Below are 13,371 nucleotides of genomic sequence, written 5' to 3' on the forward strand. Positions count from 1 at the left end.
CGGCGCATGAAACCTCTTAACCCCGACCGTTCAACCTGATAGACAGCCATCCACCGCACAAGCCTTTAAACCGGAACCGATCCGTTAAAACGCATGTGCGCAAATAAAACGTGCTACAGCGGCCGTTTCGCGTCACACTTGGCGCGCGGCGCTGTAAAGGCAGGCAAACAACATATGACCGAACAAGACAAGCCCAAACGCGGCAAGACCCAATCCGAAGGCCCCGCCACTGCGAGCGCCGAGAGCCCGGTGGAAAGCGGACGTATCGCCAAGATCCTGGCGCGCGTTGGCGTCGCCTCGCGCCGCGATGTAGAGCGGATGATCGCCGAGGGCAGGATCAAGGTCAACGGCAAGGTGCTCGACAGCCCGGCGGTCGTCGTCTCACTGGCAGATCGCATCGAGGTCGACAATGAAGAGGTCGCCGGTATCGAGCGGACCCGGTTGTGGGTCTATCACAAGCCGACAGGGCTGGTGACCACCAACCGCGACCCGGAAGGCCGCAGGACCGTGTTTGATGCACTGCCGAAGCATCTGCCGCGGGTCATGAGCATCGGCCGTCTCGATATCAACACCGAGGGCCTGTTGCTGCTGACCAATGATGGCGGCCTGGCGCGCACGCTGGAATTGCCCGAGACCGGCTGGTTGAGACGCTACCGGGTCCGGGCCTATGGCGATATCGATCAGGCTCGGCTTGATGCGCTCAAGGACGGCATCGCGGTTGAAGGTGTGCTCTATGGCGGGATCGAGGCCACGCTTGACCGCAAGCAGGGTCACAATGTCTGGATCACCATGGGCTTGCGTGAAGGCAAGAACCGCGAAATTAAAAATGTGCTCGGCGCTCTGGGTCTCGACGTCAACCGCCTGATCCGGATCTCGTTCGGTCCATTCCAGCTCGGCGACATCCGCGAGGGCGACGTCCTCGAGGTCAAGAGCCGGACGCTGCGCGACCAACTCGGCGAGCGCATGATCGAGCAATCTGGCGCCAATTTTGATGCGCCGCTGAGCGAACATCTTGCCGCCCCGAAGCAGGAAGAAAAGGCCAAGCCGGCGGCAAAACCGGTCCAGCGCGAGTGGATTTCGAGTTCTGAGAAGACAGAACGCGCCCGCGCCCGGCTCGATACCAAGCCAGGCCGCCCCACCCGCGACGGCAAGGAAGCTGGCCGCGGCCCGGATCGAGACCGCAGCGAACGCATACCTTTTGGCGACAAACCGGACCGGTTCCGGGGCGACAAGCCAGATAGACCCCGTGGCGACAAGCCCGAGTGGAGCCGCGGAGAAAAGCCGAGCGGCGGACGCAACGAAGAACCCGGTGGCAAGCCGGCCAAGCGCAGTTTCGTCCAGCGCAGCCGCGCCACCAATGTCTGGATGGCGCCGGGCGCGCGTCCCGTCTCCGACGCCAAAAAGGGCGAGGGCGAACGCGGCGAAGAGCGGCCGGCGCGCAAGACCGGCCGGACCGACCAGCGCGCCGAGACCCGGCGCGGCAGTTTTCCCAAGGGTCGCGCCAAGCCGCGCCCCGACCGTGATGGCGGTGGCGAGGGCAAGCCGGGCCGCGATACGGACCGGCCGCGCGGCAAATCTGCGGCTGGCCCCGCATCCGGCAAGCCTGGCGGCGCTGGTGGGGTCAAGGGAACTGGCAAGGGTCCCGACCGGGGCCCGGGCAAGGGGCCGGGCGGAAAGCCTTCGAGTGGCGAGCGTTCCGGCAAGCCTGTAGCTGGAAAGGGACGGGGACCGGGTGCGGATCGTCGGCGGTGAATTTCGCGGCAGGACTCTCGCCGCGCCAAAGACCCAAACCATTCGGCCGACCTCCGACCGGAGTCGCGAGAGCCTGTTCAACATCTTGAGCCACGCCTATCCCGAGGCGTTGAACGACACCAGGGTGCTGGACCTGTTCGCAGGCACCGGTGCGCTGGGGCTGGAAGCGCTGTCGCGTGGCTGCCGCGCGGTCCTGTTTGTCGAAAGCGGTGTCGAGGGACGCGGCCTCATTCAGAAGAATATCGAAACCATGGGGTTGCAGGGTCGGGCACGGTTGTTTCGGCGCGACGCCACCAAGCTTGGCCCCTCTGGCACCGTCAGCCCCTTTGATCTGGTGTTTGCCGATCCGCCCTACGGCAAGGGTCTGGGCGACCGGGCGCTCGCATCGGCGGCGCGGGGTGGCTGGATTGCCGACGGTGCCCTGGTGGTGCTCGAGGAAGAGGCTGCGGCCGAGATCGATCCCGATCCGGCGTTCGCCCTGCTCGAAGACCGTGCATTCGGCGACACACACATGCATTTGTTCCGTTATACTGCTCAAGCCAGCAGCGGCGATGAGGGCATTGCCGTCAACGCGCTTGAAAGCGGATCCGACCAATGAATGACACCAGCATTACCCGCCCCCCGTTACCCCCTCGTTCAGGCGATCCAACGGTGGCGGTTGCCTTTGGCGGCGGCGGTGCGCGCGGGTTTGCCCATATCCATGTGATCGAGACGCTGAATGCCATGGGTATTCAGCCGGTGGCGATAGCCGGTTCATCGATCGGCTCGATCATGGGTGCGGCGATGGCCTCGGGCATGACAGGCGCCGAAATCCGCGACCACAGCCTCACCACTGTCAGCAAGCCGGCAAGCGCAATCGGACGGATCTGGAAAGCGGCCAATTCACCTGGTTCCAAGGGTATCTTCGAGGGCGGCCTGCGACTGGGGCAATTTGATATCGAGCGTATTCTCGAGGCGCTGCTTCCCGACGCCATGGCCCGCACTTTCGAGGAACTCAAAATACCCACCAAGGTCATGGTCACCGATTACTACGGACACAGCGACGTGGTTTGCGACCATGGCGATTTGCGCCACGCTCTGGCGGCCTCCGCAGCGCTTCCCGCCGTGTTCCGGCCGGTGCTGGTCGATGACCGGGTGATGATCGACGGCGGCATTTTCAACCCGGTGCCGTTTGATCAATTGACAGGACTGGCCGATATCATCATCGGCGTCGATGTCGTCGGCCTGCCATCGGGAACACCCGGCCAGGCGCCATCGACCATCGACATGATGTTCGGCGCCAGCCAGTTGATGATGCAGTCGATCATCGAAATGAAGTGCAAAACCCATCCGCCGCATATTCTGCTAAGACCGGAAGTGCACCGCTACCGGGTACTGGATTTCCTCAAGGCCAAGGAAATTCTGGCGGAGTCAGCCGGCGTTGCCGAGCAACTCAAGCGCGATCTCGATGCCGCCTTTACCTTTTCAGCCTAGAGAGTCGAGGCCTTGCCGCTGGTAAATGCCGATTGTCCGGCGGGCGGAGTGCGGATCGGGATTGAGGGGCCTGCGTCGCCATCGTCACGCGTGCCGATATTGCCGATCACCCGAAAACTGACGATCACCGCCACGAGGCCAAACACCACTGCGCCCAGGCCATAGCCGGCAAGTGCACCTTCTGCGCCATACCAGTGGGCCCCGAGCCAAACGAACGGAATTACGCCGAGCGTCGAGCGGCTCCAGTTGAACACGGTCGAATAGAGCGCAAAACCGAGATTGTTGAACGCGGCGTTGGCAACAAACAACATGCCGTTGAAGACGAAACTGCCGGCCACGAACAGGCAGAAGAAGACAATCACGTCGCGCGCAGCGCCCTCCGTGCCGAACAGGTCGGCGATCTGGTTGCGAAACAACGCCAGCAGCGCCCACACCACCAACGTGTAGATCATGATGAAGAGCAGGCTGTCGCGCATGGTCGACATCAACCGGTCGAACCGCTTTGCCCCGTAATTCTGGCCAAGAATGGGTCCAATCGCACCTGACAGGGCAAACAGTGCGCCAAAGGCGACCGGAATCAGTCGTCCGACCACCGCCCAGCCGGCAACAGCCGCGTCGCCATGCTCGGCCATGGTGACGGTCACATAGGTGTTGCCCACCGGTGTAGCGATCTGCGTCATCAACGCCGGCAGCCCGATTGCCAGGAAACCGCGGAATTCTCGCGACATCATACCGAGAGATGGCAGCGCGATGAGATTATGAACCCTGATCAGCCCATGCAGGCCGATTGCCACCAGAGCGAACCGAGAAATCACGGTGGCGATTGCCGCACCGTGAATGCCCAGGTCAAAGCCGAAGATGAAGATTGGATCCAGCACCGCTGTCAGCGCGCCTGCGCCCAGTGTCACATACATGGCACGCTTGGCGTCACCGACCGCGCGTAGCAGCGCACCCAAGCACATGCCGGTGCCCAGCACAGGCAGCGATGGCAGCACGATTTGCATGAATTCCGTCGCCAGTTCCGCTGTCTGGCCCTGAGCACCCATCATCCGCACCATTTGGCCCAGAAACGGAAATGCAATGGCGACAGTGGCGGTCATCAAGATCAGCATATAGGCAATTGACGCCCCGGCGATTTCGCGCGCCTCGCCACGCGCGCCACGACCCAGCGCCCGAGCGGTCAGTGCCGTTGCCGCAATCGACAACCCGATGGCAATCGAGGTGCTGAAGAACAACAGCGTGCCGGCGTAGCCGATCGCCGCCGCCAGTTCCAATTGACCCAAAAGCGAGATGTAAAACAGGTTCAGGGCGTCGACGATGAAGATCGCCACCAGTCCGATTGAGCCGGTGGCGGTCATGGTGATCACGTGCCGCATCGTTGAGCCGGTGACGAACTTCGCGTGCTGGCTGCTGGCCCCGGTCATCGCGCTGGTGGCCGTGTGTCGGTCAAGTAGCGAAAACCTGTTCGAGATCCGAGAAGCCCTTGAATTCGAGAGCATTTCCGGAGGGATCACGGATGAACAGGGTTGCCTGTTCGCCCGGCTGACCTTCAAACCGGAGGTTGGGTTCCATGATCCAGTCGATGCCTTCGGCCTGCTCGAGCCTTTGCGCCAACGCCTTCCAGTCATCCATCTGCAAAACCACCCCGAAATGCGGTATCGGCACGGAATGCCCGTCAACCGCGCCGGACGCCGCTGCGGGCGTTGCGTCGGTGCGCACATGACCGGACATCTGATGGCCGAACAGGCTGAAATCGATCCAGGTCTCGGTGAATCGACCCATCTGGCAGCCGAGCACCTCGCCATAAAAATGGCGGGTCTCTTCGATGTCGGAAATCGGAAAGGCGAGGTGAAATGGCGTCATGATGTGTCTTCCTTCAACCAGGCAGGGGCAAAAAGGTGATATCGGGTTTGAGCGGATTGTCCAGATACGAGCATACGCGTTTATCCAGGGTCCACGCGCGTACCGGGTTGGTGCGGCCATTTTCCGATAAAAATCCAGAGGTTTATGCGTCACGGGGGGGTAGGGGCGACCAGTACACTGCCGGCCTCGGCAAGCCATTTACTGCGCTGGTGCGGCCGGAACTAGCTCGTCTGGAATATCAATCGAGATGTTGACATCGCTGCCGTCGTCCAGTGCGCTGCTGCTGTAGAGATAGAAGCCGCCAAAGGCGACGATCACAAGCAGCAGCACGGCAACAAACCAGCCGGCGCCCCCGGACCTTGTTGTAACAATAGTTGTGTCGCGGTCACGATTGGTCATTTAAAAACTCCCTGATGAAATCAGGGTGGCAATGCAGCACGGCGGGTTTCGTTCCTTGCTGTGGGCGCGAAACAAACATTCGGGAGCGATTGCGCTCAAGCGGGGTCGGAAACCTGGTGATCCCGCTCCGATGGCTTGTCGAGCCGTTCGGACTTGCGCTTGGGCTTGATTAATGGCTCGGGGGTGACCGGTCTTGTTAGCAGTTTTTCCTGGCCAGCAAACATTCCCTCCACCGCCTGCATTGCCAGCCGCTCTTCATCGCGGCGGCGCACGTCGTGGCTGATTTCCAGCGCCTGCTCTTCCGCCGTGCCGAGCGCCTCGAGTGTCTTGCGCCCGAACAGCATGCCCGATTCGAACGTCTCCCTTGCCTCGTAGTCGACGCCGCGTGCGCGCAGCGACAGCGTGTGGGTCCGGTCATAGGCGCGGGCAAAAATCCGCGCAGTCGGGAACTCCGCCTGAATCATGTCTACGATCTTGTCGGTGGTTTCCTGCTTGTGGGTACACACAGCGACGATTTTTGCGCGCTTGATGCCAGCCGCAATCAGCACATCCTTGCGGGTGCCGTCGCCGAAATAGATCCGGAATCCGAATTTCGAGGCCGATCTTATCCGTTCGGCAGAGTGGTCGATGATGGTGACATCGGAGCCGCCGGCCAACAGAATCTGCGAGGCGATCTGGCCAAACCGGGAAAACCCGATCATCAACACGTCGGCACCCGCGCCCGCACCCACGAACTTCTCATCCATCTGTTCGGTGTCGGTATCGCGCATCACCCTCTTGGCAAGGACTGATGCGAGCGGTGTCAGTGCCATCGAGATGGTGACAATGGCTACCAGCAGTGACGCAGTGGCGTGAGAGAACACGCCTGCCGCCGCCGCAGCGCTGAAGATCACGAAGCCGAATTCACCGCCCTGGGGCAGCAGGCAGGCAATCTGGATGCTGGTGTTGTGGCTCGAACCGAATGCCCGGCATGCACTGTAAATCACCAGCCCCTTGATCATCATCAGCACCGGCACAGCGATTACGAGCAGCAGGATGTTGTTGCCAATCACTGTCAGATCAACCGACAGTCCGACAGCCATGAAGAACAGGCCCAGCAGAATGCCGCGAAACGGCTCGATGTCAGCTTCCAGTTCGTGCCGATAGGACGATTCGGCCAGCATCACGCCGGCGACGAACGCCCCCATCGCCATCGACAGGCCGGCAAATTGCATCAGCATCGCCGCCCCCAGCACCACAAAAAGCGCAGCCGCGATCATCGCTTCCTTGGCGCCGGTGCCGGCGATCAGTTGGAACAGCGGATTGAGCAGGTAGCGACCTGCAATCAGCAGCGCCACGACGGCGCCCACGGTTATCGCAATATCGGTGATGATCGACCCGCCGGCATGATCCGGCGCCGGGGCCAGCAGCGGCACCAGTGCCAGAATCGGAACGATCGCTAGATCCTGAAACAGCAGGATCGAAAATGATTGTTGGCCGTAGCGGGTGTTGAGATCTCCCCGCTCATCAAGAATCTGGATACCAAAGGCGGTCGATGACAATGCCAGTCCGAAACCGATGATGACGGCAGCGGCCCAGGCTTGTCCGGCCAACGCCACCGCGGCGGCGGCAAGCAGCAGGGCCGAGAACAGCACCTGAACCAGACCGAGGCCGAAAATATCTCGGCGCAATTGCCAGAGCCGTGATGGCTTGAGTTCGAGCCCGATGACAAACAGCAGCAGCACCACGCCGAGTTCGGCAAAATGGAGAATTTCTTCACCGTCAGTGATTATCCGAAGCAGCGGGCCGATGACGATGCCGGCGGCCAGATAGCCGAGCACCGTGCCAAGGCCGAGTTTCTTGAACAGCGGCGCGGCAACGATTGCTCCGCACAACAGCACGAGACCCTGCGTGTATAGACTCACTTCGGCTACGGCCATACATGGCGCTCCATTGTTGGTTTCGCACGAGAGACAAGACAGTCCCGAGCATGCCGGGCTTGATGCTTGACCCTCGGGACAATACATGAGAGCCAAGTGAAAGGCGAAAAATCATGAGCGAAACAAAACAATCCGAGGGTCTGCTGGCAACCGCCGAGCGCCTGATCAGCCGCGCCCGCAGCGCTGGCGCCGACCAGGCCGACGCTCTGGTGGTGCGTCGCCGCTCGCGATCGGCCTCCGTGCGCAACGGTCAGGTGGAAAACACCGAATCGTCGGAATCCGACGCCTTCAGCCTTCGGGTGTTCGTCGGCCAGAAGGTGGCCACGGTGCACGCTGGCCAGAATGCCGATGAGGCAGCCCTTGCTGCCCGTGCAGTGGCCATGGCGCAGGTCTCGCCGGAAGATCCGCACGCCTGCCTCGCCGACGCCGATATGCTGGCCAGCGACTGGCCCGATCTCGATCTGTTTGATCCGGCCGAGCCGCCGGCAGAAGCCTTGATAGACGCCGCCATGAAGGCTGAAGCCGCAGCACTGGATGTGCCGGGCGTGAGCAGTTCGGTCGGCGCTGGTGCCGGTGCAGGCCTGTTCGGCATGGTGCTGGCAACCTCGCACGGCTTTTCCGGCGCCTTTGAGCGCTCCGGCTTTTCCCACTCCGTCAGCGTCATTGCCGGCGAGGGCGTGAAGATGGAGCGCGATTATGATTTCGACAGCCGCGTTTTCTATGGCGACCTCGATGCGCCAGAACTCATTGGCCGCAGCGCCGGCGAGCGGGTTGTCGCCCGCGTCAATCCGCGCAAGGTCAAGACCGGATCGAACATCAATGTGGTGTTTGATCCACGCGTCTCGCGCGGGCTGATCGGCCACTTGGTGTCAGCCATCAACGGGGCCTCGGTTGCCCGCAAGACCAGTTTTCTCAAGGACATGATGGACAAGCAGGTGGCGATACCGGGGCTCACTCTGGTTGATAATCCGTTCGTCCGCCGGGGGCCGGGATCGCGTCCGTTTGACGGTGAAGGCGTGTCGATCGGTGCGCTGACAATGGTCGAAGACGGAATTCTCAGGCAGTGGTATCTGACGACCGCCGTCGCCCGCGAACTCGGCCTTACCAGCAATGGCCGCGCCAGCCGCGGTGGCGGAGTTTCGCCATCGTCGACCAATGTGATTGTCTCTCCCGGAGAGCAGACCCGCGAGCAATTGATCGCCTCGGTCGGCACCGGCTTTTATGTCACCGAACTCATCGGCCAGGGCGTCAACGCCATTACCGGTGAATACAGCCGCGGCGCTTCGGGCTTCTGGATCGAAAATGGTGAAATCAGTTTCCCGGTGTCGGAAGTCACGATTGCTTCCAACCTCAAGGACATGTTCAAGCGCATGACGCTGGCCAATGATATCGACACCAAGTTCTCGGTCGCTGCCCCGACCATTGCCGTGGAAGGAATGACGCTTGCCGGCGATTGATCCCTACGCCGAAGATCTTGCACTTATCCTGGAGGCTTCGCGCGAGGCCGCCGAAATCGCCATGCGTTTTTTCCGCAAGGATCCCGGCGTTTGGTACAAGAACGAGGGGCGCTCGCCGGTCAGCGAAGCGGATGTGGCGATCGACAGGCTGCTTCAGACAACGCTGCTGGCCGCCCGGCCAGACTATGGCTGGCTGTCCGAGGAGGCCGAAGACAACGAACTCAGGTTGTCCCACCGCCGAATTTTCGTGGTCGACCCCATCGACGGGACCCGTGCCTATGTTGCCGGTCGCAAAGAGTGGTGCGTCAGCATCGGGATTGTCGAGGATGGGCTCCCGGTTGCCGGCGTGCTGGTTGCGCCGGCGCTCGGTGAGATCTGGCAGGCGAGCCTTGGCACAGGTGCCTTTCTCAATGGTAAGAAACTCGTATTCGACACCAGTGAGCAGGGTGCCGCGCCGCTGCGCGTTATTGTGCCCGACGTTGTCGTCAAGCACATGCGTCCCGGAACGGATGGCGCGGTGGACAAAGTTCCTGGCGGCCCCTCGCTGGCGCTTCGGCTGGCAGCAGTGGCCAGAGGGGATTTTGACGGCGTCTACATCCGCCCAAGTTCGAATGAATGGGACCTTGCCGCAGCCGATGTCATGCTTGGCGAAACCGGCCATCGGCTGGTGGATCTGCAGGGCGCGCGCATGCGCTACAACGCCCCCGATCCCTCCCGTGAATTGATGTTGGCTGCATCCGAAGGCCAGCTTGCACAATTGCTTGAGCCCTTCGGACCCGCCGCCGGGCATTGACCTTTCACTGGTTTTGACGCAAACCGCGCTCTAACTGACCGCAGCGTTTGAACGTGGAGTATTCCCATGGCAGAAAGTGAAGACAAGCAGCTTTTGCACCTCGTGTTTGGTGGTGAGCTCAAGGATCTGGATTCAATGGATTTCAGGGATTTGGACGCGCTCGACATCGTTGGCATCTATCCCAACTATGCCACTGCCCACCAGGCGTGGAAGGCCAAGGCGCAGATGACAGTGGACAATGCCCATATGCGTTATTTCATCGTGCATATGCACCGGATGCTCGACCCCAGCAGCGACAGCAAAACCAAGCCCTTGGATTGAGCGAAACGCACAATGAACAAACCGGACGCCGAGACGGCGGCACCAAGGCCCAGACAACTCCGCGACCTGATCGACAGGCGTCGTGTGGGCAAGAAGCTGTTGCAGTCCGAGTTGGTGCAGCGTGCGGGCTCGGCATTGATTGGTTGGTCGCTGAATTCGATCTGGCGCTCTAACCGCGACACCGGCACTTCCACCGATTGGCAAACCTTGCTGGAAGGTGAGTGGCCGGTCATCTTTGCGTTGTGGCATGGCCAGCACATTCTGATGCCCTATGCGGCGCCCAAGGACCGGAAATTTGTTTCGCTCGTCTCGCGCAGCGTCGACGCAGAGATCAACGCCCGGATTATCGAACGGGCCGGCTATGAAGTGATCCGCGGATCCGGCGGCCGCGATCAGGGTGCAGGCAACCGCAAGGGAGGCGTCAAGGCGCTTCTTTCCATGCGCGACGCGTTACAACGCGGTGTCAACGTCGTCATGATCGCCGATATTTCAAAGGGTACCGCTCGGCAGGCCGGAAAGGGCATTGTGACCCTGGCCAAAATCTCCGGTCGTCCGATTGTGCCAGTGGCGCTGGCTACCAGCCGGCAGCGAGTGCTTGAAAAGACCTGGGACAAGACCACCATCAATCTGCCGTTTGGTCGCCGCTGCCTGCGGCTCGCGCCGCCCATCAGGGTCGCAGCAGATGCAGGCGAGGGCGAGCTTGATGTTGCCCGGACGCGGGTCACGGCAGAACTCAACCGCATCACCTCCGAAGTGATGCACGCGGTCGAGGCGCAGGCATGAGCCGCGGCTGGGCCCGTGCGGCGCTTGTCGGCTACCGGTGGTTCGGGGCCGGCATCTACCCGTTATTAGGACCCTATCTGGCAATTCGTGCGGCCAAGGGCAAGGAAGAGCGGTCTCGCCGCCAGGAGCGCTATGGCCGCTCCGATATTGAGCGTCCGGTCGGCCCGCTGGTCTGGTTTCACGCCGCCAGCGTTGGCGAAACCAATGCCGTGGTTCCCCTGATCAACGAGGTGCGGCGACGTGGCATTTCCGTGGTGCTGACAACCGGAACGGTGACCTCGGCCCGGGTGGCGCAAGAGCGCCTTGGCGACAATGTCATCCACCAATATGTGCCACTCGACCTCAAGCCGGCCATTTCCCGTTTTCTCGATCACTGGATGCCGGATCTCGCAATTATTGCCGAATCCGAGATCTGGCCGATGACCATCCTTGAACTCGGCGCCAGGCGAACGCCGCAGGTGCTGGTCAATGGCCGCTTGTCAGACCGTTCATTTGCACGCTGGAGCAAGCGTCCGGGCCTTGCTGACGCCTTGTTCGAAAATCTTTCCCATGTCATCGCCCAGTCTGATCTGGATGCCGAACGGTTTCTCAGTCTCGGCGCGCGGCCGGTCACGGTGTCGGGCAATCTCAAGGTCGACACGACCGCGCCACCCTGGGACGGGGACGAACTGGCCAGGCTGCAGGAGCAGGTCGGCGATCGGCCGACCTGGGCTGCGATCTCGACCTATGAAGGCGAAGATGAAATTGCCGCCGCAGTGCACCGTGCGCTGAAGCCGCGCCACAAGTTGCTGACCATCCTGGTGCCCCGTCATCCTGACCGCGCCGATGCCATCGAGGCGATGCTGAGCGGCAACGGCCTCAAGGTCGCCCGCCGGTCTCGAGGCGAGCCCGTTACCCCCGAGACCGACGTTTATCTCGGTGACACCATTGGCGAAATGGGGCTATATCTCAACCTCACCGAGATCGTCTTTGTCGGCAAGTCACTGAAGGGTGGCGGCGGGCAAAACCCGCTCGAACCCGCAATGCTCGGCTGCGCAGTGTTGTCGGGCAGCAATGTCGAAAATTTCCGCGAAGCTTACGCCCGGTTGCTCAAGAACGGCGGCGCCCGGTTTGTCCGCGATGGCGAAATGCTTGCCAAGGGCGTGCATTATCTGCTCTCCAACCCGCAGGCGCGGCGGACCATGGCCGATGGTGGCGAGAAAACACTTTACGACATGCGCGGTGCACTCAAATCCACCGTTCGCGCCCTCGAGCCCTACATCAATCCGCTGACCGTCAAGGCCCGGTTGCTGCCGCGCGAGAATGAGAACGGAGAAAACCGGAAGGGCGGCCAATGGTAAGCGAAGCGCCACCATTCTGGTGGCAGCGTCGCGGCGTCCAGTCCGCGCTGCTCTCGCCATTCGGCTGGATCTACGGCAGGGTCGCACGCCGCATCATGGACAAAAGGGTGCGCAGTCAGGTCGATGCAGCGGTGATCTGCGTCGGCAATTTCACGGTCGGCGGATCAGGCAAGACGCCGACTGCCCTGACGTTGGCGAAAGCGGCGATCGCCCGTGGACTGAAGCCCGGATTTTTGTCACGGGGATATGGTGGCGCCATAAGCCATGCGCGGCTGGTCGATCCGGACAAGGACACGGCCCGGCTGGTTGGCGACGAGCCGATGCTGCTCGCGGCCGAAGCCGCCACCGTCGTCTCTCGCGACCGGGTGGCGGGCGCCAAACTGCTGGTGCGCGAAGGCTGTGACATCATCATCATGGATGATGGCTTCCAGAGCGCCAGACTGGTGTTCGATCAGGCCTTGCTCGTGGTGGATGCCCGGCGTGGCATTGGCAATGGCTGTGTGTTTCCCGCCGGCCCCGTACGCGCGCCGGTGATTGATCAGGTCCGGCACGCCGATGCGCTGGTGGTGGTCGGCGAGGGAAACGGCGCCGATCCGATGATCCGGATGGCCGCCCGCGCCGCCAAGCCGATCCATCTTGCTCGTCTTGAGCCCCGCAATGCAGCCCGGTTCAGGGATCGAAACTGCCTGGCGTTTGCCGCCATCGGGGATCCGGAGAAGTTTTTCATCTCTCTTGAAGAAGCCCATGTCCGCATCGCCAGCAGACATGGTTTTCCCGATCACCATCATTTTGTCGAGGATGAGATCGCTGATCTGTTGGCCGAAGCCGAACTCTATGGTCTCGACATCATCACCACCGCCAAGGACCATGTCCGGCTGAGTTCGGGCCATGGTCGGGCGATCGAGCTCATGGAAAAGAGCGCGGTGCTGGAGATTGATCTGGTGTTTGACAGCCCGCATGTCGCCGATGCGATCATCAATGCGGCAATCGATGCTTTCAAACGCCGGCAGACCGGCGCCTGATGAGGTCTTACTTCTGGGTCGGCAGAACGCCTGCCCGCTGATCGGCGACAAACGACGCTTTTACATCCACATAGGGCTCCTGGCGCGCAACGCTCCAGTATTTGAGCTCTTCGATCGGGATGATTTCACCGGTGACCGCGCAGACGACATGGCTGCCGGGCGTCAGAATCTGGAAATCGCCGTCCAGATAACGGATTTTCGCGGGTCGGGCGCCAGCGCCTTCAAATCTGTTCATGTCGGGGTGTACTC

Annotated in this window: 14 protein-coding genes; 9 read left to right on the forward strand and 5 right to left on the reverse strand. The window is 61.6% G+C overall.

What is annotated here, in order from left to right:
• Positions 1-174: 174 nt before the first annotated feature.
• From ACK6D9_RS08605 to ACK6D9_RS08615, 3 genes are read left to right on the forward strand one after another with little or no spacing between them, the layout of a single operon-like run.
• The gene (locus tag ACK6D9_RS08605) at positions 175-1,752 is read left to right on the forward strand and encodes a pseudouridine synthase (protein WP_412051341.1); all 1,578 of its coding nucleotides are present in this window, start codon (positions 175-177) and stop codon (positions 1,750-1,752) included.
• Positions 1,733-2,350, forward strand: coding sequence for a 16S rRNA (guanine(966)-N(2))-methyltransferase RsmD (rsmD, locus tag ACK6D9_RS08610; RefSeq protein ID WP_412051342.1), 618 nt, complete (start codon positions 1,733-1,735; stop codon positions 2,348-2,350). Before ACK6D9_RS08605 ends, rsmD begins: the two co-directional genes overlap by 20 nt.
• The gene (locus ACK6D9_RS08615) at positions 2,347-3,225 is read left to right on the forward strand and encodes a patatin-like phospholipase family protein (protein ID WP_412051343.1); all 879 of its coding nucleotides are present in this window, start codon (positions 2,347-2,349) and stop codon (positions 3,223-3,225) included. Before rsmD ends, ACK6D9_RS08615 begins: the two co-directional genes overlap by 4 nt.
• Here the strand turns inward: ACK6D9_RS08615 and ACK6D9_RS08620 are convergent.
• The 4 genes from ACK6D9_RS08620 to ACK6D9_RS08635 all read right to left on the reverse strand — a co-directional run bounded on the left by ACK6D9_RS08620 (position 3,222) and on the right by ACK6D9_RS08635 (position 7,406).
• Complete coding sequence (locus ACK6D9_RS08620; RefSeq protein ID WP_322987926.1) at positions 3,222-4,649, reverse strand: MATE family efflux transporter; 1,428 nt, start codon at positions 4,647-4,649, stop codon at positions 3,222-3,224. The two genes, ACK6D9_RS08615 and ACK6D9_RS08620, sit on opposite strands and share 4 nt — an antisense overlap.
• A gap of 22 nt (positions 4,650-4,671) precedes the next feature.
• A complete protein-coding gene (locus ACK6D9_RS08625) occupies positions 4,672-5,088 on the reverse strand; it encodes a VOC family protein (RefSeq protein WP_412051344.1) in 417 nt (138 codons plus the stop codon).
• 198 nt (positions 5,089-5,286) lie between these two features.
• Positions 5,287-5,487 (reverse strand): hypothetical protein, encoded by a 201-nt coding sequence (locus ACK6D9_RS08630; protein WP_412051345.1) that lies wholly within the window; start codon positions 5,485-5,487, stop codon positions 5,287-5,289.
• A gap of 95 nt (positions 5,488-5,582) precedes the next feature.
• Positions 5,583-7,406, reverse strand: a complete 1,824-nt coding sequence (locus tag ACK6D9_RS08635) for a monovalent cation:proton antiporter-2 (CPA2) family protein (RefSeq protein ID WP_412051346.1) — start codon at positions 7,404-7,406, stop codon at positions 5,583-5,585.
• 113 nt (positions 7,407-7,519) lie between these two features.
• On the opposite strand from ACK6D9_RS08635, the gene ACK6D9_RS08640 reads away from it, so the two are divergent.
• From ACK6D9_RS08640 to lpxK, 6 genes are all read left to right on the forward strand, one after another.
• Positions 7,520-8,863, forward strand: a complete 1,344-nt coding sequence (locus ACK6D9_RS08640) for a TldD/PmbA family protein (protein ID WP_412051347.1) — start codon at positions 7,520-7,522, stop codon at positions 8,861-8,863.
• Positions 8,850-9,656: a 3'(2'),5'-bisphosphate nucleotidase CysQ gene (locus ACK6D9_RS08645; RefSeq protein WP_412051348.1), complete on the forward strand. Its 807-nt coding sequence runs from the start codon at positions 8,850-8,852 to the stop codon at positions 9,654-9,656. The genes ACK6D9_RS08640 and ACK6D9_RS08645 overlap by 14 nt, the downstream gene beginning before the upstream one ends.
• A gap of 66 nt (positions 9,657-9,722) precedes the next feature.
• Positions 9,723-9,977, forward strand: coding sequence for a DUF4170 domain-containing protein (locus ACK6D9_RS08650; RefSeq protein ID WP_322987932.1), 255 nt, complete (start codon positions 9,723-9,725; stop codon positions 9,975-9,977).
• Between the two features lie 12 nt (positions 9,978-9,989).
• The gene (locus ACK6D9_RS08655) at positions 9,990-10,760 is read left to right on the forward strand and encodes a lysophospholipid acyltransferase family protein (RefSeq protein ID WP_412051349.1); all 771 of its coding nucleotides are present in this window, start codon (positions 9,990-9,992) and stop codon (positions 10,758-10,760) included.
• The gene (gene waaA / locus ACK6D9_RS08660; protein ID WP_322987934.1) at positions 10,757-12,100 is read left to right on the forward strand and encodes a lipid IV(A) 3-deoxy-D-manno-octulosonic acid transferase; all 1,344 of its coding nucleotides are present in this window, start codon (positions 10,757-10,759) and stop codon (positions 12,098-12,100) included. Before ACK6D9_RS08655 ends, waaA begins: the two co-directional genes overlap by 4 nt.
• A complete protein-coding gene (gene lpxK, locus ACK6D9_RS08665; RefSeq protein WP_412051350.1) occupies positions 12,094-13,122 on the forward strand; it encodes a tetraacyldisaccharide 4'-kinase in 1,029 nt (342 codons plus the stop codon). Before waaA ends, lpxK begins: the two co-directional genes overlap by 7 nt.
• A gap of 7 nt (positions 13,123-13,129) precedes the next feature.
• Here the strand turns inward: lpxK and ACK6D9_RS08670 are convergent, their stop codons facing one another.
• Positions 13,130-13,357 carry a DUF2093 domain-containing protein gene (locus ACK6D9_RS08670; protein ID WP_412051351.1) on the reverse strand — a complete coding sequence of 76 codons (228 nt, stop codon included), beginning with the start codon at positions 13,355-13,357 and terminating at the stop codon, positions 13,130-13,132.
• Positions 13,358-13,371: the final 14 nt, after the last annotated feature.

Source organism: Hoeflea sp. Naph1, from assembly GCF_046837775.1.
GTDB lineage: Bacteria > Pseudomonadota > Alphaproteobacteria > Rhizobiales > Rhizobiaceae > Hoeflea.